The sequence below is a fragment of the Streptacidiphilus sp. MAP12-16 genome (assembly GCF_041262165.1).
Lineage (GTDB): Bacteria > Actinomycetota > Actinomycetes > Streptomycetales > Streptomycetaceae > Streptacidiphilus.
Genome location: NZ_JBGCBY010000017.1, coordinates 160,109 through 181,032, shown reverse-complemented (window position 1 = coordinate 181,032; position 20,924 = coordinate 160,109). Strand labels below are relative to the sequence as shown.

Genomic DNA, 20,924 nt, shown 5'->3' with positions numbered 1-20,924 from the left:
GACCACCCACCGATAGTGGATGGACGGGGTATCAACATATCTGGCGTTGACTTTTGGCACGCTGTTGAGTTCTCAAGGAACGGACGCTTCCTTCAAGACCGTCTCACCGGTCTCTCCGGGCGCTTCCTTCGTTTTCCAGCTTATCAGACCGATTTACCGGTCGATCCTCGCTGGCGAGGTAGTTTTTGTTTGTCTTCCCAGGCCGCTTGCCCGTTCCGACCTGGAGAACACTACCGGATCTTCCCCGTGGGACGAAATCGGGCCCGGCGCTTCCACGCCGGGCCCGCTTCGTCATCGGATCAGCGCGTCAGCGCTTGCCCATCTCCTCGGCGATCGCCGAGGCGAAGGCGTCGATGTCCGCCTCAGTGGTGTCGAACGCCGCCATCCAGCGGACCTCTCCGGTGTGCTCGTTCCAGAAGTAGAAGCGGTAACGCTTCTGCAGACGCTCGCTCACCTCTCGCGGCAGCAGCGCGAACACCGCGTTGGCCTGTACGGGGCGTACGACCTCGACCCCTTCGATGTCGCGGACCGCGGCCTCCAGGCGCTTGGCCATGGCATTCGCGTGTCCCGCGTTCCGCAACCACAGGTCTCCGCTCAGCAGAGCCTCGAACTGGACCGAGATGAATCGCATCTTCGACGCGAGCTGCATGGACATCTTGCGCAGGAAGAGGATGTTCCGGACCGCGTCCGGATTGAGGACGACCACGGCCTCGCCCAGCAGCAGGCCGTTCTTCGTCCCGCCGAAGGAGAGGATGTCGACGCCCGCGTCCGTCGTGAAGGCCCGCAGCGGCAGACCGAGGGTGGCGGCGGCGTTCGCGAGGCGTGAGCCGTCGACGTGCACGAGCATGCCGCGCTCGTGGGCGTGGTCACAGATGGCGCGGATCTCCTCGGCGGTGTAGCAGGTGCCGAGCTCCGTGCTCTGGGTGATGGAGACCGCGAGCGGCTGCGCGCGGTGCTCGTCGCCCCAGCCCCATGCCTGACGGTCGATGAGCTCGGGGGTGAGCTTGCCGTCGGGGGTGGGGACGGTGAGCAGCTTGATGCCGGCGATCTTCTCCGGCGCCCCGCACTCGTCCACGTTGATATGCGCGGACTCGGCGGCGATGACCGCGCCCCAGCGCGGGAGCAGGGCCTGGAGCGAGACCACGTTGGCGCCGGTGCCGTTGAAGACTGGGAACGCCTCGGCCCGCTCGCCGAAGTGGCGCCGGAAGACCTCCTGCAGGTGGGCGGTGTAGTCGTCCTCGCCGTAAGCGACCTGGTGGCCGTCGTTGGCGAGGGCGAAGGCGGCGAGGATCTCGGGGTGGACCCCCGCGTAGTTGTCGCTGGCGAAGCCTCGGACGCTGGGGTCGTGGCGGCGCTGCGCGTCGGTCGTGGGGGTGTCGTTCATCGCGGCGTCAGCCACAGGTGCTGTCCATTCAGGTCGGCGGCAGGTCGGTTCCACAGGTCGGCGATGGCCTCGGCGAGATCGGCGACGTCCGTGAAACCGGCGAACTTGGCGTTGGGCTTGGCCGCTCGCATCTCGGGGGTGACGAGGGCCTTGATGACCAGGATCGCAGCTGCCGCCCGCTGGGGTTGGGGATCGGACGTCCCGCCCACCGCGGCCTCGGCCTCGGCGGCAGCCGCGGCCGAGACGGCGCGGAAGGAGTCGGCCAGCGCCAGCGTCCAGGTCTCGGCGGCAGCCTTGGCGCTCGCGTAGGCGGCGTTGCCCGCGGTGGGCTTGGCCGCGCCGGCCGCTGACACGATCGCGAACCGCCCGGCCGGGCTGCGGAGCAGGGCGTCGTGGAATCCGAGCGAGGTGTGCTGGAGCGTGCGCACCAGCTGGTCGTGCAGGAAGTCCCAGTCGGAGAGGTCGATGTCGGTGAACTTCTTGCTGCCACGCCACCCTCCGACCAGGTGGACGAGTCCGTCGACACTGCCGTGCTCGGCCTCGATGTGGTCAGCCCAGTCGTGGGCGGCCTGGGGGTCGAGCAGGTCGAGGACCTGGCCGACGACGGTGGCCCCGGGAACCGCGCGCCTGGTGGCGTCGAGGAGCGCGTCGAGGCGTCGCGGATCGGTTCCGGCGCAGGCAACGGTGGCTCCGTCGGCCGCGAGGCGGCGGACGGTGGCACGCCCGGCCTGGCCGGTGGCGCCGGCGACGGCGACGACGCGCCCGGCGAGGGGGCGGGCAGGGGTGCTCACGCGGCGCTCCGCAGGTCGCGGGTGCCGGTGATGCCGGTCGTGGAGGCGATGACTCCGGACAGCTTCTTCGACAGGGCCTCGAAGAACATGCTGAGCGGGAACTCGTCCGGGAGAACGGCGTCGCACAGCGCCTTGTTGAGCGACTTGCTGTCACTGTGCTCGGTCAGCGGCAGCGCGTCCGGGCCCTTGGCCCACACCGACGCGGGGTGCGGGGTCAGGTAGCGGGACACCAGCTGGTACGCGGCGATCCAGTGCGCGGTCTTGGGCCGGTCGATGCCGTCGCGGTAGAGCGTCTCGATCTCGGTGCAGAGGTCGGTGGTGACGGCGGCGACACGGTCCCAGTCGATGCGCAGCCGGTTGTCGGTCCAGCGCAGCGCGTCGTGCTTGTGCAGGTACGAGAAGAGCAGCTGGCCGCCCAGGCCGTCGTAGTTGCGGACGCGTCCGCCGCTGACGGGGAAGCGGAACATGCGGTCGAAGAGGATCGCGTACTGAACGTCGCGGCCCTGCTCGTAGCCCTCGGCCTGGAGTTGGACAGCGGCCTTGAAGGCGGTGAGGTCGCAGCGGAGCTCCTCGAGGCCGTACATCCAGAAGGGGCTGCGCTGCTTGATCATGAACGGGTCGAACGGCAGGTCGCCGTGGCTGTGGGTGCGGTCGTGCACCAGGTCCCACAGGACGAAGGTCTGCTCGGCGAGCGTCTGGTCCTGGAGCAGCGTCTCCGCGTCGGCCGGGATGTCCAGGCCGAGGGCGCCGACGGCGGCGGTGCTGACGGCGCGGAAGCGGGCGGCCTCGCGGTCGCAGAAGATGCCACCCCAGGTGAAGCGCTCGGGCGCCTCGCGGACGGCGACGGTCTCGGGGAAGAGCACAGCGGAGTTGGTGTCGTAACCCGAGGTGAAGTCGATGAAGGTGATCGGCACGAACATCGGGTTGTCGAAGCGGGTGCGCTCCAGCTCGGCGAGCCAGTCCGGCCACACGACGGTGAGCAGCACGGCTTCCAGGTTGCGGTCCGGGTTGCCGTTCTGCGTGTACATGGGGAAGACGACCAGGTGGACCAGGCCGTCCTGGCGCTGAGCGGCGGGCTGGAAGGCGAGCAGCGAGTCGAGGAAGTCGGGCACGGCGTAGCCGGACTCCGCCCAGCGACCCAGGTCGGTGACGACGGCGTCGAGGTAGGCCGCGTCGTGGGGGAAGAGGGGGGCGAGTTCCCCGATGGCCTCGGTGACCGTGGCAAGCAGCACGTCGGCCTCGTCGCGCGTGCCGGCGCCCCTGGAGTTGAGGTCGATCGAGCCGTCCTTGGACTGCAGCGGGCGGATGGCCTCGACTGCGTCCTTGAGCTGCTTCCAGGCGGGGCTCGATGCGATCTCAATCGTCGCACTGTCTGCCACAGGAAGAGTGGGCGAGAGATTTTGCATGTCAACCCTGTCTGCACCGGAGGAACTGTTGTGTGGACACCGTATATACAGAAGGTTCTTCTGTTCAAGGGCGAGTCTCGTGCAGCGGAATCAGCTCAGATCTTGTCCTGATTTGGTGCTATACAGCCAACTTTCTCCCGGTTGTCGTTCCGGCGCTCGCTGCCCACGATGCGGGACGACGTCGGGCCGCCGGGGGTGCCCTGGATCAGTCCCGGTACGCTGCCGGTTCACCGTGGCTCCGTGCCTTCGCCGGATGCCGTCCCCCCAGGAGCTGAACTGATGACCACCAAGTCCGGAAGAACCCGTCTGGCCGTCCTGTCGGCGAGTGCAGCGCTGCTCGCGCTGGCGGGTTGTGCTCCGCAGGCCACCAGCAGCCAGGCCGGGTCCAGCAGTTCCGCCACGACCGGCTCGGGCTCCGGCGCCGCCTCGGCGGCGACCTGCGCCAAGGGCGCCCTGCAGACGCAGACCTCGGGAACGCTGACGATCGGCACCGACAACCCGGCGTACGACCCGTGGTTCCAGGACAACAAGCCCGCCAACGGCAAGGGCTTCGAGTCGGCCGTCGCCTACGCGGTCGCGGACCGTCTCGGCTACGCACAGGGCAAGGTCGCCTGGACCACGGTCCCGTTCGACAACGCGGTCACCCCCGGCGTGAAGAAGTTCGACTTCGACATCAACCAGGTCTCGGTGACGGACCAGCGCAAGCAGGCCGTGGACTTCTCCTCGGGCTACTACGACGTGCGCCAGGCCGTGGTCACCCTGCAGGGCTCCAAGATCGCCGGCGCCACGGACGTGAGCGCGCTGAAGGGCGCCAAGCTCGGCGCGCAGGTCGGCACCACCGGCCTGACCGTGATCAGCAATCTGGTGAAGCCGAGCGCGCAGCCGGCCGTCTTCGAGACCACCGACCTCGCCGTGGCCGCCCTGAAGAACCACCAGGTGGACGCGATCGTCGTCGACCTGCCCACGGCGTTCTACGTCACCTCGGTGCAGGTGCCCACCGCCAAGGTCGTCGGCCAGTTCGCCCAGGACGCCGCGGGTACCGGCGGCAGCGAGCAGTTCGGCCTGGTGCTCAGCAAGGGCAGCGTGCTGACCTCCTGCGTCTCCCAGGCCGTGGACTCGCTGCGTACCGACGGCACCCTGGACAAGATCGCCAAGCAGTGGCTGCCGGCCTCCGACACCGCACCGGTGCTGAAGTGACCGTCTCCGCCGACGGTGCCATTCCGGACGGAAGCACGCCCTCGGGGGCGGCCACTGCGGTGGCCGCCCCCGGCGGGTACGTCCCGTCCACCCGCCGTCTCGCCCGAGAGCAGTACCGGCGCACCCGCGCCCGCCGCTCGGCGCTGATCGCCGGTGCCAGCACCCTGGCCACGGCCTGCGTGCTGTTCTTCGTGATCACCGGCTCGCCCGGGTGGGCGCGGACCAGGGAGACCTTCTTCAACGCGCAGTACGCGCGCGCGGCACTGCCCGACGTCCTGCGCGGCCTGGTGCTCAACCTGGAGATGCTGGTCGTCTGCGGAGCGGCCGTGCTGGTGCTCGGGCTGCTGATCGCAGCCGCGAGGACGCTGCGCGGTCCGGTGTTCCTGCCGGTGCGTCTCCTCGCCACGGCGTACGTCGACTTCTTCCGTGGGCTGCCGCTGATCATCCTGCTGCTGATCATGGTCTTCGGGGTGCCCGCGCTGCAGCTCACCGGCGTCACCAACGATCCGGTGATGCTCGGTGGCACGGCCCTGGTCGTAAACTACTCGGCCTACGTGGCCGAGGTGTTTCGCGCGGGCATCGAGTCGGTACATCCCAGCCAGCGTGCCGCAGCCCGCTCCATCGGACTGACCAACAGTCAGACGATGCGCTTCGTGGTGCTGCCGCAGGCGGTGCGCCGGGTGGTGCCCGCGCTGCTCAACGACATGGTGTCGCTGCAGAAGGACACCGGCCTGGTGTCCATCGGCGGGGCCGTCGACGCGGTCGCCGCCGCCCGCATCCAGGAGGCGGCGAGCTTCAACTTCACCCCCTACATCGTGGCCGGGCTGCTCTTCGTCGCCCTCACCATCCCCATGACCCGGTTCACCGACTGGCTCACCCGCCGGATGGACCGCCGGCGCAGCCAGGGAGGCGTCGTATGACCACCGACACCCGACCCGACACCCGTATTGGCGACGTCACCGAGCCGGTGCTGCGGCTGGAGTCGGTGCGCAAGACCTTCGGCGACCACGTCATCCTGCACGACGTCGACCTCGACGTGCCGCAGCACACGGTGACCGCGCTGATCGGCGCTTCCGGCTCGGGCAAGTCCACGCTGTTGCGCTGCACCAACCTGCTGGAACAGATCGACGACGGCGCGGTCTTCCTCGACGGCGAGGAGATCACCGACCCGCGCGTCGACCCCGACGCCGTGCGCCGCCGGATCGGTGTGGTCTTCCAGGCGTACAACCTGTTCCCGCATCTGACGGTGTTGCAGAACCTCACCCTCGCGCCGCGCCGAGTCCACGGCCTCAGTCGGGAGGAAGCCGAGACCCGGGCCATGGAGCTGCTGGAGCGGCTGGGCCTGGCCGCGAAGGCGCGGGAGTACCCCGACCGGCTCTCCGGCGGCCAGCAGCAGCGCGTCGCCATCGTCCGCGCGATCGTGGGCGACCCGCGCCTGCTGCTGCTGGACGAGATCACCGCCGCGCTGGACCCGGAGCTCGTCGCCGAAGTGCTGGAGGTGGTCAGGGACCTCAAGGGGCAGGGACTGACGATGGTCCTGGCCACCCATGAGATGGCCTTCGCCCGAGACGTCGCGGACCGTGTCTGCTTCCTCGCCGACGGGGTCATCCTCGAACAGGGGCCGCCGGAGCAGGTGTTCGGCGACCCGCGGCACGAGCGGACCAAGCGCTTCCTCAGCCGACTGACCGCCGCCGGGCGGCTGTAGGCCGGGCGGCGGTAGCTCGGAGCAGGGCTTCCGAGTGGTGCTCCGGGTAGGGCTAGGAGGGTGCTGAAGATCTAGGCCGGATCAGGGAGCGGCGTCATGCGGCTTCGATTGCAAGGCGGAGGAGGGAGCCAACCGTGGTTGGTAGAGGGCGACCAGGGGGCACCTCCCGCCCGAAGGGTGGGGGAGACAACGCGGCAAGCGGAGTCGCAGGACGCCGCGAGCCCGGCCTAGATCTTCAGCACCCTCCTAGAGCCCGTGCGCGGCGAGGGGGCCCAGCTTCCAGCCCTGCTCCTCGCAGTGGTCGAGGAGCCTGGGCAGGGCGCTGAGCGTGGCGGTCCAGGAGGCCGGCGCGGAGGTGCAGTCCGAGTCGTGGAGCAGGATCGTGCCGCCGCCCTTGAGGTTGCGGGTCACCGTGTCGTAGACCGAGCTGCCGGTCGCGCCCGCGCGCCAGTCCGCGCCCCAGCTGGTCCACAGCACCGGATCCATGCCCAGCCCGCGCGCGGTGCGCAGCGCCGAGGTGGTGGCGATGCCGTACGGGGGCCGGTACCAGCGCGGGGTCTCGCCGGTGGCCTCGGACACCAGGGCGTGCGCGCGGCTCAGGTCGTCGCGGGTCTGGCGAGGCGTGCGCAGCAGCATCGGGCGGTGCAGGTAGCCGTGGACGGCGACCTCGTGTCCGGCGGCGGCGATCTCCCGGCCCAGGCCGGGGTCGCGCTCCAGCATGAAACCCAGCAGGAAGAACGTGGCCGTGACGCCCCGGCGCTCCAGCAGCTTGAGGAAGCGCGGCGTGGACAGCGGGTCGGGCCCGTCGTCGAAGGTCAGCGCGATGTGGCCGGGGTCGCCCTGGCCGGCGTAGCCGGGGAACAGGCGGGTGCGCAGCGGCTCCAGCGGCTGGATGGAAGTGAGCGCAGGCGCTGCGTGGGCGAGGGCCAGACCCCCGGCGACGACTGCGGCTGCCTTCACGACTCGGCTCAACGGACGGACTCCATCTCGGCGACTGGGCCGAAGGGAACGGCCGCGGCTGCTGCGGCGGCAGCGTTCGCGGCAAGGGCGAGGGCACGGACCTCGGCGAGGTGGCTGAGGCCGGAGGTCTCCAGGAGCAGCTGCACCGAGTCCGCCCCGGACGGGGACGCCACTGCGGAGCTTCTGCTCGACCGTACTGCCTGGGCCAGGGCGTCGGCCAGTTCGCCATGGCTGCGGACCCAGCGGGCCACTCCCGCCTCGTCCAGGGCGGCGGCGTTGGTCAGGCCGTGACCGGGAATCGACCGGTAGGTCACCACGGGCAGGCCGCTGGCGACGGCCTCCTGCACGGTCATCCCGCCGGCGTTCTGCACCAGCACGTCGGAGGCGTGCATCAGGCTGGGCATGTCGTCGACCCAGCCGTAGGCGTGCCGGACGCCGGCGGCGAGCAGCCGCTCGCGCAGCGCCTCGTTACGGCCGCAGACCACGACGCAGGTGATGCCCGGGTCGGCTGCCTCGATGTCACCGACGGTGCGCTCGATCTCGCCGGCACCCCAGGATCCACCGACCAGCAGGGCCAGGCGCGCGTCCTGGGGCAGGCCGAGGCGGGCCCGGGCGGCGTGGCGCAGGCGGTCCGTGGTGGGGGTGAACCGGCGGTCGACCAGCGGGGTGACCACGGAGACCCCGGCGCAGCCCGCGGCGCGGGCCTGGGCCGCCGGGACCGGGTTGACCGCCAGGTGGGCGTCCACGTCGGGCGACGCCCACAGCTGGTGCACGGAGAAATCGGTGAGATAGGTGTGCACGGGGGTCTCGACGCGGCCGCGCTTGCGCAGCCGTCCGAGGACCTGACTGGACAGCGGGTAGGTGGAGACGACGATCCTGGTGTCGGCCGGGATCACGGACCGCATTCGGCGGCCGGCAAGCAGGGTGAACAGGGTCGCCTGCATGCTCATCATGCGCTGGTTGTCCATGCCGCCGTAGAGCAGCTTCCAGGTCCAGGGGGCCCGCTCCAGCATCCGGTGGTACGAGCCGACCAGGACGCGTCCGGCCGGGCCCGGCAGCAGGTCGAGGAAGTCGTGGCGGTCGACGGCGACCCCGGCCTCCTCCAGCCGCGCGGCGAGCTCCTCGGCGACGGCGTCGTGGCCCGCGCCCACGCTGGCGGACACGATCACGGCGCGCGGCGGGGTGGGGGGCTGCGAGCCGGCACGGCGCTGCATCGGGAGGCGGATCAGTCGGCCCATGGTGAGGTCTCGTCCCTGTTCGGATCTTTGGTCGCTTTGCCACCGGGCGGTTACTGCCGGTTTGTGCACCTAGTGGCTCGGGCCGCTCAAACGTAACGAGACCTGCTTCCGCAGAAGACACTCCGGGGGATGATTCACGATCGCGAACCGCGTAGTCCAGTGGGGGCAGGCACCTCCCGGCGTACTCCTCTGGGAGTACGCCGCGCCCCTGGGGTCGTCCGCTAGCAGGGGGACAACCCGATGGATCGGGGGACAGAAGGGATGCCGCGCCTGCGTTCGTGCGCCCCCCACTGCGCCCTGTCAACGGACGACCACGCAGCGTCATGCTGGAATCGCGCCGGCCCCTGCCCGGCGGGAGTCGCCGTCGCCGAGGGGAGCCCGGATGCATGGTCCCGCCGCAGTGGGCTGGCTGCTGACCGGGTTGATGGGCGCGACGGGCCTCTACTGCCTGCTGCGGTTGCTGCGTCGCGGCGCGAACCGGGCCGACCGGGAGCTGGACGCCTCGGAGGCCCTGAAGGGTCTGGGCATGGCGGTGATGGCGCTCCCCTACGGGCTGGGACGGGGTGTGCCGGTGCTGGTGTGGGTGGTGCCCTTCGGCGCAGCCGCCGTCTGCTCGCTCGCCGCCGGCCTGTCGCGGTCCCAGGGGCCTGGGCACCGCGGGCATCACCTGTACCACGGGGTGGGACATCTGGCGATGGTGTACATGGCCGTGGCGATGGCGGCCGCGGGCTCCGTCGGAATGGCGGGGATGGCGGGGACGGCCGGGATGGCCGGGATGGCGGGGATGGCCGGGATGGCGGGGGTGGCCGGGATGGCGGGGGTGGCCGGCGCGTCGGGCGCTGCGGCCGGAGCCGGTCTGCCGCTGCTGACGGGGGCGCTGCTGGCGTTCTTCGGCGGGTACGCGCTGGTGGGCGGCCTGCGGCTGATCGGCGTACCGGGGTCGGCCGCCGTCGGCGCCGGGCCCGACCCGGCCAGTCCGGGGTCGGTCACCGCGCGGCTGCTCGGTGCTCCGGAACTGCCGCACGCCTGCCGCATGGTTCTGGGCATGGGCATGTTCACGATGCTGCTCGCCATGTGAACGGCCGGGGTGGCGTGTGTCACGCCTGCCGGAAAGCGATTCCGCGCTCTCCCCACGGCGCATAGGTTGGTGCCGCACGCAGTGACGCGTGCCCACGGTCCCGCCAGCGGAGGCACTCGTTGAACGCCCTGCCCGCTCTGCTGCTGCTCGGCCTGGTACTGGCCACAGCCGGTCCGCGGCTGCTGGCGCGGGCGCGCTGGGCGGAGCGCGAGCCGGTGCTCGCCCTGTGGGCGTGGCAGTGCCTGGTTGTCGCCACACTGCTCTGCTGCGGCCTGGCTCTGGTGCTGACCGGTGCGGCGGCCTGGCCGGCCGCACGCGACCTGCTGTTCTCGGGCGCCCCGCACGGAGTGGAGGCGGCCTACGGTTTTCCCCTGGCCCGGCCCTGGGCGATAGCCGGCGCCTTCCTGTTCGCCGTCGGCGGGGTCCGTACGGCGATGGCGCTGGGCCTGGAGGTCCACTCGGCCCGCGCGCTGCGCCGCCGCCGCCAGCGGGAGCTGGCACTCAGAGCGCCGGAGCTGCCGGCGGGCCTGGGCAGCCGGTCCGGATCAGGTTCGGGCGAGCGCCTGGTCGTCCTGGAGAACACCCAGCCGAAGGCCTGGTCTCTGCCCGGCCCCCGGGCGCGGCTGGTCGTGACCACCGGCGCGCTGCACCGCCTGAGCGACCGCGAGCTCGACGCTGTCCTCGCGCACGAGCGCGGACATGTGCGGGCCAGGCACCACTGGCTGCTGCAGTGCGCGGAGGCACTGAACACCGGCTTTCCCGGGGCCGGGATCTTCGTCCTGTTCCGCGAGCAGGTCGGCCGCCTGGTCGAGCTCGCAGCCGACGACTCGGCAGCGCGCCGCCACGGCCGACTGGCCACCGCGCTCGCCCTGGTCGAGCTCAACACCGCACCCGGCCCCGCCGAGAGCTGCCCGGCGCTGGTTTCCGAGGTCCCAGGCCGGGTCGACCGGCTGCTCGCCGGAGAGCCCCGGCTGTCGGTCGCCCACCGGCTGCGGCTCACCGTCGGCGCCCTGGCCGCGGTGGGCGCGCCACTGGCACTGGCCTTCGCTCCGGGCCTGCACGCACTCATCTGACTCATCCGGGGTCGGCCGAACACCCGCCGAGCCACGGCGCGCTCAGGCGGATCCAGAATTCGGTTGACGCACAGGCCATTCCCAGTAGGCCGCGCTACGCTTCCCTGGAACAGTCCATGTCCGACACATCCGGCCACCCCTGGCTCGGGCGGGCAGGGTGTGTGGACGGGCAGAATGCCACGGCATTCGAGCTGGTCTGGACGTGGGGTGAACACTTCGTGACCGTTTTTCTGCTCAGTGTGAGCGCGGCCTGTCTGCTCGGCCTCGGATTCGTGCTTCAGCAGCACGCGGCGCAGCGCGCCCCCCTTTCGGAGATGCTCTCCTACCGGCTGCTGCTGCGCCTGATGCGGCAACGGGAGTGGCTGCTCGGCCTCCTCTTCATGATCGGCGGCCAGGTGCTGAGCGCGATGGCGCTGTCCGCCGGCCGGATCTCCCTCGTGGAACCTCTGCTCGCGACAAACCTGCTGTTTGCCATGGGGCTGGCGCGGCGGATCACCCGGCAGACCCTCGGCCGGTCCGGCTGGGGCGGGGTGCTGCTGCTCGCCACCGGCGTGACCGTGTTCATCGTCAGCGGCCAGCCGACCGGCGGCGGCACCGAGTCCGGGGTGCTGCGGCACTGGCTGGTCTTCGGCGTGGTGGCGGGGATCGCGCTGCTACTGGTCTCCATAGCCCGGCGGATGCCGCTGTTCGAGGAGGCGACCCTGCTGGCGCTCGCGGCCGGCCTGCTCTACGGCGTGCAGGACGCGCTGACGCGTACGGCCGGGCAGCGGTTCAACCGCGGAGGCCTGGTGCTGCTGCTGCACAGCTGGCAGACCTACACCGTGGTGGCGATCGGCGTGCTGGGACTGATCCTGGTGCAAAGCGCGTTCGAGTCGGCGCCGCTGAAGATGTCGCTGCCGGCGCTGACCGCCGCGCAGCCGCTCGCGGGGATCGCCTGCGGCGTGGGCTTCCTCGGCGACGAGCTTCGGGTGACACCGGGAGCGCTGGCCTGGGAGGCGGTGGGACTGGCCTGCATCGTCCTCGGCGTAATCGTGATCGGCAGGCACCCCGCGATGCCGGACGCCTGCCCGGAGAGCTGCATCGAGGAGACCGTGCGCGCGGCCCAGCGCGAGGCGGAAGGCGCGCGGGCGGCGCTGCGGCCCTGAGCGCGTCCTTGTGCCGCGCGACCAGGCCTCTCCAGGCCTCTGCAGCAGGACTCTGAAGCAGGACTCCAGCGGACTCGATCAGGGGGCGAGTGTCGCCGCGAGGACGGAGCGGTGGGTGGGCCGCGCGGCGGCGTGCCGGGAGCGGCCCTCGGAAGTGAGGCAGACACTGACGCCGCGGCGGTCCTCGGCGCACATGGAGCGCTCGACCAAACCGGCCTTCTCCAGACGGGCGATCAACCGGGACAGCGCGCTCTGGCTGAGGTGGACCGAGGTGGCCAGCTCCTGGACCCGCAGGGTCGCCTTGCAGTCCCCCTCCGTGCCCTCGACGAGGCGTTCCAGCACCTCGAACTCGCTCATGCCCAGGCCGTGACGCTCGTTGAGCTCGCGGTCGAGCGCGCAGGCGGTCGCGGCCTGGCGGGCGAGCAGCGTGCGCCAGGCATCGACGAGGCCGTGCTCGTCGGGGACGGCGGCGTTGGGCGCTGGGGTGGACACGGCGCAAGAGTAGCAGATGCAGTTGAACTTATTGCGTTCACATTTAATTCATACGCATTGAATGCAACTGCATGTAGTGTCTCGGCATGACCACAGCCACTCCCCCCGCGACGACCGACGCCGCCCGCTGGAGCCCCCGCCTCTGGGGCACGCTCGTCGTCCTGTGCGCGGCCCTTTTCCTCGACGCCCTCGACGTGTCGATGGTCGGCGTCGCCCTCCCCTCCATCCGTACCGACCTGCACCTCAGCACGGCCTCCCTGCAGTGGGTGGTCAGCGGCTACGTCCTGGGCTACGGCGGACTGCTGCTGCTGGGCGGGCGCGCGGCCGACCTGCTGGGCCGCCGCCGGGTCTTCCTCACCGCCCTCGCCGTCTTCGCGGTGGCCTCGCTGCTCGGCGGGCTGGTGGACGACGGCGGCCTGCTGATCGCCACCCGGTTCGTCAAGGGCGTTGCCGCCGCGTTCACCGCCCCGGCCGGGCTGTCGATCATCACCACGACCTTCCCCGAGGGGCACGAGCGCAACCGGGCCCTGAGCATCTACACCACCTGCGGAGCGAGCGGCTTCTCGCTGGGGCTGGTGCTGAGCGGGCTACTGACCGAAGTCGGCTGGCGCTGGACCTTCCTGATGCCCTTCCCGCTGGCACTGGCGGCGCTGGCGGTCGGGAGCCGGCTGATCCCGCGCCAGGCGCGTCCCGAGCGGGACGGGCGCGGCTACGACCTGGCGGGCGCGGTGACCGCCACCGGCGGCCTGCTGCTGCTCGTCTACACGGTCACCCAGGCCCAGGGGGCCGGCTGGGGCAGCACCCGGACGGTGCTGTCGCTGGTACTCGTGGCCGCACTGTTCGCGGCGTTCGTCGCGATCGAGCAGCGGACCGCGCATCCACTGGTCCGCCTCGGCATCCTCAGGAACGGGCTGGTGGCCAGGGCCAACCTGGGTGCACTGGCCTGCTTTGGCGCCTACGTCGGGTTCCAGTTCGTCGCCACGCTGTATCTGCAGTCGCTGCTGGGCTGGTCGGCGCTGCAGATGGCGCTGGCGTTCCTGCCGGCCGGGGTGCTGGTGGCGGCCTCGGCGACGAAGATGGGCACGCTGGTCGACCGCTACGGCACGACCAGGTTGATGCTGGTCGGATTCCCGGCGGCACTGCTCGGCTACGCCAACTTCCTGCGGATCGGCGCCCACGGCGACTACCTCACCGTGATCCTGCCGTCGATGGTCCTGCTCGGCGTGCACTTCGCTCTGGTCTTCCCCTCGCTGAACATCCAGGCGACGTCGGGCGTCGCCGACGAGGAGCAGGGACTGGCCTCCGGCCTGGTGAACACGGCCTTCCAGGTCGGCGGCGCGACCGTGCTCGCCGTGGTGACCGCTGTGGTGACCGCCGGAGCGACCAGCGGCGGGGCGGGCGCTGGTGCACACGCCCAACTCGGCGGCTACCGGAACGCGTTGGCAGTGGTGACCGGGGTGGCGCTGATCGGACTGCTGGTCACCGCGACCGGCGCGCTGCTGGACCGGCGACGGGCGGCGCGGATCGGCTACCCGGTGCCGGACTACGCGGTGCCGGCTGGCGCGGCGCCGACCGGCGTGCCCTCGGCCGGCGACCTCTCCGACCAGGTCACCGCCCCGGAACGGCGCTGACGCTTCGGCCCGCCTGCACGGGGTTCGGGCGGGCCGATCGGCCCGCCCGGGCGGTTCGCCGATCCCCCGCGTCGGCGAGCCCGCCCGGGCGGACACACGCGTTCGAGGCGAGCCGTATATTGGCCTGCAGCCAATGAACGCAGGAGCACCATGTCACCCCGACGCCCAGCAGTCAACGAGGCCATGCGCGCCCGTTCACAAGCGCGCATCATGCAGGCGACGGTCGAACTGGTCGATGAGCGGGGTTTCGCTGGTACCACGCTCGGCGACATCGCCGAACGGGCGGGGCTGGCTCGGGGGCTGGTCTCGTACTACTTCCCCGGGAAGCGGTACCTGCTGCAGTCCTCCACACACCGGCTGATGCATCTGACGCTCTCCGCCGCGCTCGCGGAACTCGCTGAGGACGACGATCCGGACCTGTGGCTGGCCACGGCGATCGACACGGTGCTCGGGCTCGCCCTGGCCCGCTCGACGCTGATGCGCACGCATCTGGCGCTGATCCTGGCGCCCGACTCCGGCGGGTTCATCCAGGACGCGGAGCAGCAGCGGTTCGGCGCCCTGCTCCAGGGGGTGCTGCGGCGCCGCGGCGCGACCGACCCGGTCGCGGAGCACGCGGTGCTGCGCAGCGCGCTCATGGGCGCGTGCATGGGCCTGCTGCTGCCGGGCGCGGAGACGTCGCCCGCGCTGATCCGGGGCGACATCTTCGTCCGGTACGGCCTCGATCAGGCACTCGGGCCCGGTGCGGCGCCCGGCTCAGAACTCTTTGAGAAGTGAGCTCAGCAGTTCGATGCTGCTCTCCGGGGTCTGGCTGTCGACGCTGAGCCGCTCCATGACCTGGATGTACTGGTCGACGTCGTCCCGCTTGTCGAGGTAGAGGGCGCTGGTGAGCTGCTCCAGGTAGACGACGTCGGGCAGGTCCTGCTCCGGGAAGCGCAGGATGGTGAAGGCCCCACTCTCGGCCGCGTGCCCGCCGAAGCGGAACGGCATCACCTGGACGACCACGTTGGGCATCTCGGCGGCGTCGATGAGCCGCTGGATCTGGACCTTCATCACGGCCGGGCCGCCGACCGGGCGACGCAGCGCGGCCTCGTCCACGACCGCCCACAGGCGCGGTCCGTCGCCGTCCGCGATCAGCTTCTGGCGGCGCATCCGGACGCCAATGCGGCGGTCGACCTCGCTCACGTCCATGTGCGGGCGGTTGAGCAGCATGATCGCGCGGGCGTAGTCCTCGGTCTGCAGCAGGCCGGGGATGAACTGCACCTGATAGGTGCGGATGAGGGCGGCGGCCTCCTCCAGGCCGACGTAGGTCTGGAACCAGTTGGGCATGGCGTCGCTGAAGCTGTGCCACCATCCCGCCTGGTTGGCCTCGCGGACCAGGGTGAGTAGGGCGGCGCGTTCGGTCTCGTCGTCCACGCCGTACAGGCTGAGAAGATCCGTCACGTCCCGCTCCTTGAAGCTGACGCGGCCGAGCTCCATGCGGCTGATCTTCGATTCGGAGGCCCGGATGGTGTAGCCCGCGTCCTCGCGGGTGATTCCTTTTGCCTCACGGAGTCGGCGCAACTGGGAGCCGAGGAGGATACGGCGCACCATCGAGCCGCTCCCCGGCTGAACTGTGGTCATTCCGTTGAACCTCCACCCGGTGAAATCAGCGCACAGTCTGCCACTGTCCGGCCGCGAAGGGTGCCCGAATCGACAGCCGGGAGTCAAGAAGCCTGGCTGAACCAATGGCGGCGCCTGCGGCGAGCAACCATGAGACTACTCCCTGCATATGAATCTGCACGTGCAGATGCCTACTTCGCACATGCACGTGAATCCACTCTTGCATCTGACGTATGCGGAGAGGACCATGATGCACGTGCACCTGCACACCCACTGGCAGTCCTGCGGGGACCCCGCTCCCCCCTCACGCGACGTCGAGTTGCCGCCCCGTCCGCCCTTCGCGGACGAGGCGGAGACCGACGTCGCGCGCGCGACCCCGGCAGGGCCGACACCGGCAGCGACGTCTGCAGCAGCGCCCTTATGGGAGGAGCTCTTCATGGGCCTGAGCCCGGCACTGGCCACGGACCCTGATGTGGTCAACTGCGCGCTCGCCCCTCGATTCGAGTCCGTGCGCACTGCGCGGGAGTTCACCAAGCTGACTCTGAACCGCTGGGAACTCGGCGAGCTCTTCGATGACATCGCGCTGGTGGCAAGCGAGTTGGTGACCAACGCGCTACGACACGCGCTCGCCGCGACCTCGGCGGCAAGCGTGCCCGAGCAGCGGACCAGTCACTGGGGACGACGCGGGACGCACAACCCGAGTCCCATCACCCGTCAGTTGAGCGCGGGCTCGGCCGAGGGCGAGGCTGAGACTCCGTCACCTCTTATACGTCTCAGCCTGGTTCGGCGCGCTCCGCAGGTGGTGTGCGCGGTGAGCGACCCGAGCGCCGCAGGCCCGGTCGCGCGGGAGGCCGACTGGATCGCCGAGTCCGGCCGCGGTCTGCATCTGGTCGACTCGTTCAGCCAGTCCTGGGGCTGGCATCCCGTGGCCGCCGGCAAGGTGGTCTGGGCTCTCTTCGAACTGTCGGAGGGGGAAGAGCGGCGGTACGGGGGAGGCTGAGCCGCCCTCCCGTACCGCCGCCTGCTCGCGCCGCTCCTCCGCACAACCCTTCGCGACAAGCCTCCGTACAACGTGCCCCGCGCCATCCCGCGGTCTCCGCCGCAGGGCCTCCGGCCGTACCGCTCAGGCCTGTTCGGCCAGGTGGTCGAACTCGCCCTTCTTCACCCCGTCGAGCAGCGCCGCTATCTCCGCCCGCGTGTAGATCAGCGCCGGCCCTTCAGGGAAGCGGGAGTTGCGTACCGCGACATCACCATCGGCCAGCCGAGCCAACTCGACGCAGTCGCCCTGCGAATTGCTCAGACGGCTCTTCTGCCAGACCACACCCTCGATCTCCGTGGCGGCCATGCCGTTGTACATGCGACGCATTGGTGTCTCCAGGATGTGCGAGCCGTGCAGGATGGGGCAGCGAGGCGCCTCACTGCACGTGATGATAACGCCAGTGCAGTTGCACGTGCAGGTGCTTATGCGTGCGCACGTGCGTTCACCACATGTGACAACTCGCGCTCCGCCCTCGCAAGTTGACGGAGCGAATCGGACATAAGTCACGACCGTCGTCGCTCTCGGCAACAGGGGCGGTGCAGCGCGCGGTGACCGGACTTCATGATCGACGGCATGCATTGCCCCGGTGACACACAGTCAGTAATCATGTGCACCACTCAGCTATGTGACGCTGCTCACCCCGAAACCGGTTCCACCGAGGCGAAATGTCGCCGGTGCACCCGTCATTGATGAAATGTCGCGGTTACGGGTAAATGCGAGCCCTGGAACGGGCTGCAGATGCCAAAGCGGGGTGCCCGACTGCCGTCTTCCGTACGTATGACCTACGATCGTCCGACATGAGCTCTGCCGCCACTTCCAGCACCCCGCTGCCCGTCCGCACGCCCGGTTCGCGGGCGCGCGGCCGTCACCGTCGGCCCGAACGTCCCGAGATCCCCGCGGGTGCCCCCGCGCTGCTCGTGGCCGTGCCCTCCGAGGCCACCCAGGCCGCGCAGCAGATAGTCGACGAACTGGTCTCACTGATCCGCGCGGAGCAGCCCGGGATCGACGTGAGGGCCGGTTACCTGTCGTCCACCAGTGACGAAACCCCCACTCTGTCCGCGCTGCTGGATGCAGCAGCCGCCGAGGAACGCCCGGCCCCGGTCGTGGTGCCGCTGCTGCCGGGCCCGTCCGACGCCTTCCGCAGCGCCCTGGCGGAGCTGCCCGGCGAGGTCCGGATCACCGACACGCTCGGCCCGCACCCGTTGCTGGCCGAAGCCCTGCACGTCCGCCTGTCCGAGGCCGGGCTCGCCCGCGCGGACCGGGCCCGGCTGTTCGCCATCAACACCTCGGCCGACGGCATCGTGCTGGCCACGGTCGGCGGCGCCGAGGCCCTGCAACTCGCCGAGGTGACCGGCGTACTGCTGGCGGCGCGGCTGGCGGTCCCGGTGGTCGCGGCCGCGCTGGACGAGCCGGGCTCGGTGGCCGCCGCTGCCGCGCACCTGCGCTCGACCGGCTGCGGCCAGCCCGCGCTCGCCCCGTACCTGTTCGGGCCCGAGGTCGGGGAGGAACTGCTCAAGGCCGTGGCCGCTGAGGCTGACTGCCCCGCCGCGGAACCGCTGGGCGCCTACCCGACGGTCGCCCGGCTGGTGCTGGGCCACTACCTGGGCGCGCTCGGTATCGAGCAGGACCCCGATCAGGGCTGACCCCTCCGGCGCAGGCGGAGTGGGGCGCTCTACTGCCTCAGGGCGCTACGGTGACGCCGTAGCGCCCTGAGGCATGCCCTTTTCCGGCGCTTTCTCGGGCATCCCGGTCCCGCGCGGGCTCAGCCTCGGGTACGAGCGGCCGCCGTGGAGCCGCGGACGACCAGCTCGGGCTGGAAGACGAACTCGCCGCGCTGCGCCGGGTTGCCGCCGATCTCCTCCAGCAGCACGTTGACCGCGGCAGCGCCCATGGCCTCGACCGGCTGCCGGATCGTGGTCAGCGGCGGGTCGGCGAAGGCGATCAGCGGCGAGTCGTCGAAGCCGACCACCGACACGTCACCGGGGACGGACAGCCCCCGGGAGCGGGCGGCTCTGATCGCGCCGAAGGCCATCAGGTCGCTGCCGCAGACGATCGCCGTACAACCGCGGTCCAGCAGGGCCCCGGCGGCCGCCTGACCGCCTTCCACGCTGAAGAGGGAGTGCTGGACCAAAGCGGCCGCAGCAGCCTCGGTCAGGCCCAGCTGGGACTGCATCGCCTCGGCGAAGCCCTCCAGCTTGCGCTCCACCGGGACGAAGCGGGCGGGGCCGACCGCGAGGCCGATCCGCTGGTGGCCGAGGCCCGCCAGGTGCTGGACGGCCATCTGCATCGCCGCGCGGTCGTCCGGGGAGATGAACGCGGCGGCGATCTTCGGGCTGTAGCCGTTGATCATCACGAAGGGCACGCCCTGGCCGATGAGCTTGGCGTAGCGCTCGGTGTCGGCGGTCGTGTCGGCGTGCAGTCCCGAGATGAAGACGATGCCGGTCACCCCGCGCTCGACCAGCAGCTCGACGAGTTCGTCCTCGGTGGAGCCGCCCGGGGTCTGCGTGCACAGCACCGGCGTGTAGCCGTAGCGGGTCAGCACCTGCTCGATGACCTGGGTGAACGCAGGGAAGATCGGGTTGCTCAACTCCGGGGTGATCAGCCCGATCAGACCGGCGCTGCGCTGGCGCAGCCGGGTGGGGCGCTCGTAGCCGAGCACGTCCAGGGCGGCGAGAACCGTCTGCCGGGTCGCCGCGGAGACCCCCGGCTTGCCGTTCAGCACCCGGGAGACGGTGGCCTCGCTCACCCCGGCCTGTGCCGCGATATCCGCCAGCCGCGCTGTGTTCAAGAAAGCGTCCCCAGTCGTCGGTCCGTCACCGAGGTGCTGGCCCCCGGCAAGCTGGTGTACAGCATCGCACCTTATTGCACCTGGGCGGCCCTACCTGACGGTTCGGAAGCATCGGTACCGGTCGGGACTGGAGCGGGGGCGGCAGCGGGGGCGGCAGCGGGGATCGGGCCGGTAGCCCGGCGGGCGCCGAGCAGGGCGATCAGCACGGCCAGGGCGCCGGTGGCCATCGGGATGCGGTAGCCGGCCCCCGCGCCCAGGTGCTGCACCGCCCACCCGCCGACGGCCGCGCCGCCCGAGACGCCGAGCAGCAGACCGGTGACGGCCCAGCTGAAGCCCTCGGTGAGCCTCGCCTGCGGGACGGCCTCGCGGACCAGGCCCATGCTGGTGACCATCGTCGGCGCTGTGGTGAGCCCGGAGACCAGCAGCACGGCGGCGAGCTCCGGCAGGCTGTCGACGAAGGGCAGCGGGGACAGGCTGACCGTCATCGCCAGCAGGCACAGCACCAGGCGGCGGGCCGCGCCGCCACTGGGCTTCCAGAGCCCGAAGGCGAGTCCGGAGACGCAGGACCCCAGCGCGTAGCAGGACAGCACGAGACTGGCCGCGGCCTTGTGGCCGTGGGCGTCGGCGAAGCCGATGGTGGTGATCTCCATGATCCCGAACACTCCGCCGGTGGCCACGAGAGTCAGTACCAGCACCCGCAGGCCGGGAGAGCGCATCGCGGAGCCGCGCTCCTCGGTCGCGTCCCGGCGGAGCTGCGGCTCGGTGCGGCGCTGCGCGCAGAACGCCAGCCCGCCGACCAGGATCAGCAGTCCGGCGACCAGGAAGCCCGCCGAGGGGAACAGCCCGGTGGCGAGCGCGGTCGCGGCGATCGGGCCGAGGATGAAGCAGAGTTCGTCCAGGACGGACTCGAAGGCATAGGCGCTGTGCAGGACGTCCTCGTCACCCGCGTACAGCGCGGCCCAGCGGGCGCGTGACATCGAGCCGAGGTTGGGACCCAGGCCGGTGACGGCGGCGGTCGGGAAGAGCGTCCAGTGCGGCGCGTGCCAGTCCAGGCAGAGCAGTTCGGCGAGTCCGCCGCCGGTGGACAGCAGCAGGGCCGGCACGGCGACGCGGGCCTGACCGTGGCGGTCCACCAGCCGGGAGATCTGCGGTCCGGCCACGGCGACGACCAGCAGCACCGTCGCGGCCAGTGCGCCGGCCAGCCCGTAGGAGCCGTGCGCACCGGTGATCATGAAGACGGCGGCGACGCCCGTCATCCCGATCGGGAGTCGCCCGAGCAGCCCGGTGAGGGTGAAGGCGACGCTGCCGGGGGCGGCGAAGATGCGGCGGTAGCTGGAGAACACACGGCTCCTGACCGGTCGTTGACGCCGGGACCCTCCCGGGCACGCAGGAGCCCCG

The 20,924-nt window shown here is 71.0% G+C and carries 20 protein-coding genes; 10 read left to right on the top strand and 10 right to left on the bottom strand.

Translation table 11 applies throughout. From position 1 onward, the window contains the following. Positions 1–307: 307 nt before the first annotated feature. Genes ABIA33_RS23000 through ABIA33_RS22990 form a run of 3 tightly spaced genes read right to left on the bottom strand, consistent with a single transcriptional unit; the run spans position 308 to position 3,581 of the window. The gene (locus ABIA33_RS23000; protein WP_370084271.1) at positions 308–1,384 is read right to left on the bottom strand and encodes a low specificity L-threonine aldolase; all 1,077 of its coding nucleotides are present in this window, start codon (positions 1,382–1,384) and stop codon (positions 308–310) included. Further along, positions 1,381–2,175: an SDR family NAD(P)-dependent oxidoreductase gene (locus ABIA33_RS22995; RefSeq protein WP_370084259.1), complete on the bottom strand. Its 795-nt coding sequence runs from the start codon at positions 2,173–2,175 to the stop codon at positions 1,381–1,383. Before ABIA33_RS22995 ends, ABIA33_RS23000 begins: the two co-directional genes overlap by 4 nt. Next, entirely contained in the window at positions 2,172–3,581 is a 1,410-nt protein-coding gene (locus tag ABIA33_RS22990) for a DUF6421 family protein (protein WP_370084258.1), read from the bottom strand. Before ABIA33_RS22990 ends, ABIA33_RS22995 begins: the two co-directional genes overlap by 4 nt. Positions 3,582–3,860: 279 nt before the next feature. Between ABIA33_RS22990 and ABIA33_RS22985 the strand changes: the two genes are divergently transcribed. From ABIA33_RS22985 to ABIA33_RS22975, 3 genes are read left to right on the top strand one after another with little or no spacing between them, the layout of a single operon-like run. Further along, positions 3,861–4,778 (top strand): ABC transporter substrate-binding protein, encoded by a 918-nt coding sequence (locus ABIA33_RS22985; RefSeq protein ID WP_370084257.1) that lies wholly within the window; start codon positions 3,861–3,863, stop codon positions 4,776–4,778. A 20-nt stretch (positions 4,779–4,798) separates the two neighbouring features. Beyond that, a complete protein-coding gene (locus tag ABIA33_RS22980; protein ID WP_370084270.1) occupies positions 4,799–5,698 on the top strand; it encodes an amino acid ABC transporter permease in 900 nt (299 codons plus the stop codon). Then, a complete protein-coding gene (locus tag ABIA33_RS22975; protein ID WP_370084256.1) occupies positions 5,695–6,483 on the top strand; it encodes an amino acid ABC transporter ATP-binding protein in 789 nt (262 codons plus the stop codon). The genes ABIA33_RS22980 and ABIA33_RS22975 overlap by 4 nt, the downstream gene beginning before the upstream one ends. A 246-nt stretch (positions 6,484–6,729) precedes the next feature. Here the strand turns inward: ABIA33_RS22975 and ABIA33_RS22970 are convergent, their stop codons facing one another. Continuing rightward, on the bottom strand, positions 6,730–7,455 hold the full coding sequence (locus tag ABIA33_RS22970; protein WP_370084255.1) for a polysaccharide deacetylase family protein: 726 nt from the start codon (positions 7,453–7,455) through the stop codon (positions 6,730–6,732). Then, a complete protein-coding gene (locus tag ABIA33_RS22965; RefSeq protein WP_370084254.1) occupies positions 7,452–8,681 on the bottom strand; it encodes a glycosyltransferase in 1,230 nt (409 codons plus the stop codon). Before ABIA33_RS22965 ends, ABIA33_RS22970 begins: the two co-directional genes overlap by 4 nt. 382 nt (positions 8,682–9,063) lie before the next feature. Here ABIA33_RS22965 and ABIA33_RS22960 point away from each other — a divergent pair, with 382 nt between their 5' ends. The 3 genes from ABIA33_RS22960 (at position 9,064) to ABIA33_RS22950 (ending at position 11,977) form a co-directional block, all read left to right on the top strand. After that, the gene (locus tag ABIA33_RS22960; RefSeq protein WP_370084253.1) at positions 9,064–9,759 is read left to right on the top strand and encodes a DUF5134 domain-containing protein; all 696 of its coding nucleotides are present in this window, start codon (positions 9,064–9,066) and stop codon (positions 9,757–9,759) included. A gap of 119 nt (positions 9,760–9,878) precedes the next feature. Further along, positions 9,879–10,832 (top strand): M56 family metallopeptidase, encoded by a 954-nt coding sequence (locus ABIA33_RS22955; protein ID WP_370084252.1) that lies wholly within the window; start codon positions 9,879–9,881, stop codon positions 10,830–10,832. 218 nt (positions 10,833–11,050) lie between these two features. Beyond that, positions 11,051–11,977 (top strand): DMT family transporter, encoded by a 927-nt coding sequence (locus ABIA33_RS22950; RefSeq protein WP_370084269.1) that lies wholly within the window; start codon positions 11,051–11,053, stop codon positions 11,975–11,977. Positions 11,978–12,055: 78 nt separating this feature from the next. On the opposite strand, the gene ABIA33_RS22945 is transcribed toward ABIA33_RS22950, so the two are convergent. Then, entirely contained in the window at positions 12,056–12,469 is a 414-nt protein-coding gene (locus ABIA33_RS22945; RefSeq protein WP_370084251.1) for a MarR family winged helix-turn-helix transcriptional regulator, read from the bottom strand. Positions 12,470–12,555: 86 nt separating this feature from the next. On the opposite strand from ABIA33_RS22945, the gene ABIA33_RS22940 reads away from it, so the two are divergent. Further along, positions 12,556–14,100 carry an MFS transporter gene (locus ABIA33_RS22940; protein ID WP_370084250.1) on the top strand — a complete coding sequence of 515 codons (1,545 nt, stop codon included), beginning with the start codon at positions 12,556–12,558 and terminating at the stop codon, positions 14,098–14,100. Positions 14,101–14,250: 150 nt separating this feature from the next. After that, positions 14,251–14,874 carry a TetR/AcrR family transcriptional regulator gene (locus tag ABIA33_RS22935; RefSeq protein ID WP_370084249.1) on the top strand — a complete coding sequence of 208 codons (624 nt, stop codon included), beginning with the start codon at positions 14,251–14,253 and terminating at the stop codon, positions 14,872–14,874. On the opposite strand, the gene ABIA33_RS22930 is transcribed toward ABIA33_RS22935, so the two are convergent. Then, positions 14,854–15,720: a helix-turn-helix domain-containing protein gene (locus ABIA33_RS22930; RefSeq protein ID WP_370084248.1), complete on the bottom strand. Its 867-nt coding sequence runs from the start codon at positions 15,718–15,720 to the stop codon at positions 14,854–14,856. The two genes, ABIA33_RS22935 and ABIA33_RS22930, sit on opposite strands and share 21 nt — an antisense overlap. A 226-nt stretch (positions 15,721–15,946) precedes the next feature. On the opposite strand from ABIA33_RS22930, the gene ABIA33_RS22925 reads away from it, so the two are divergent. After that, positions 15,947–16,699 carry an ATP-binding protein gene (locus ABIA33_RS22925; RefSeq protein ID WP_370084247.1) on the top strand — a complete coding sequence of 251 codons (753 nt, stop codon included), beginning with the start codon at positions 15,947–15,949 and terminating at the stop codon, positions 16,697–16,699. A gap of 123 nt (positions 16,700–16,822) precedes the next feature. Here ABIA33_RS22925 and ABIA33_RS22920 read toward each other — a convergent pair whose 3' ends face one another. Continuing rightward, complete coding sequence (locus ABIA33_RS22920) at positions 16,823–17,065, bottom strand: DUF397 domain-containing protein (RefSeq protein WP_370084246.1); 243 nt, start codon at positions 17,063–17,065, stop codon at positions 16,823–16,825. A gap of 470 nt (positions 17,066–17,535) precedes the next feature. Here ABIA33_RS22920 and ABIA33_RS22915 point away from each other — a divergent pair, with 470 nt between their 5' ends. Continuing rightward, on the top strand, positions 17,536–18,381 hold the full coding sequence (locus tag ABIA33_RS22915; RefSeq protein ID WP_370084245.1) for a sirohydrochlorin chelatase: 846 nt from the start codon (positions 17,536–17,538) through the stop codon (positions 18,379–18,381). A gap of 119 nt (positions 18,382–18,500) precedes the next feature. Here ABIA33_RS22915 and ABIA33_RS22910 read toward each other — a convergent pair whose 3' ends face one another. Both ABIA33_RS22910 and ABIA33_RS22905 read right to left on the bottom strand, forming a co-directional pair. Continuing rightward, positions 18,501–19,526, bottom strand: a complete 1,026-nt coding sequence (locus tag ABIA33_RS22910; protein ID WP_370084244.1) for a LacI family DNA-binding transcriptional regulator — start codon at positions 19,524–19,526, stop codon at positions 18,501–18,503. A gap of 71 nt (positions 19,527–19,597) precedes the next feature. Further along, positions 19,598–20,869, bottom strand: a complete 1,272-nt coding sequence (locus ABIA33_RS22905; protein ID WP_370084243.1) for an MFS transporter — start codon at positions 20,867–20,869, stop codon at positions 19,598–19,600. Positions 20,870–20,924 lie beyond the last annotated feature (55 nt).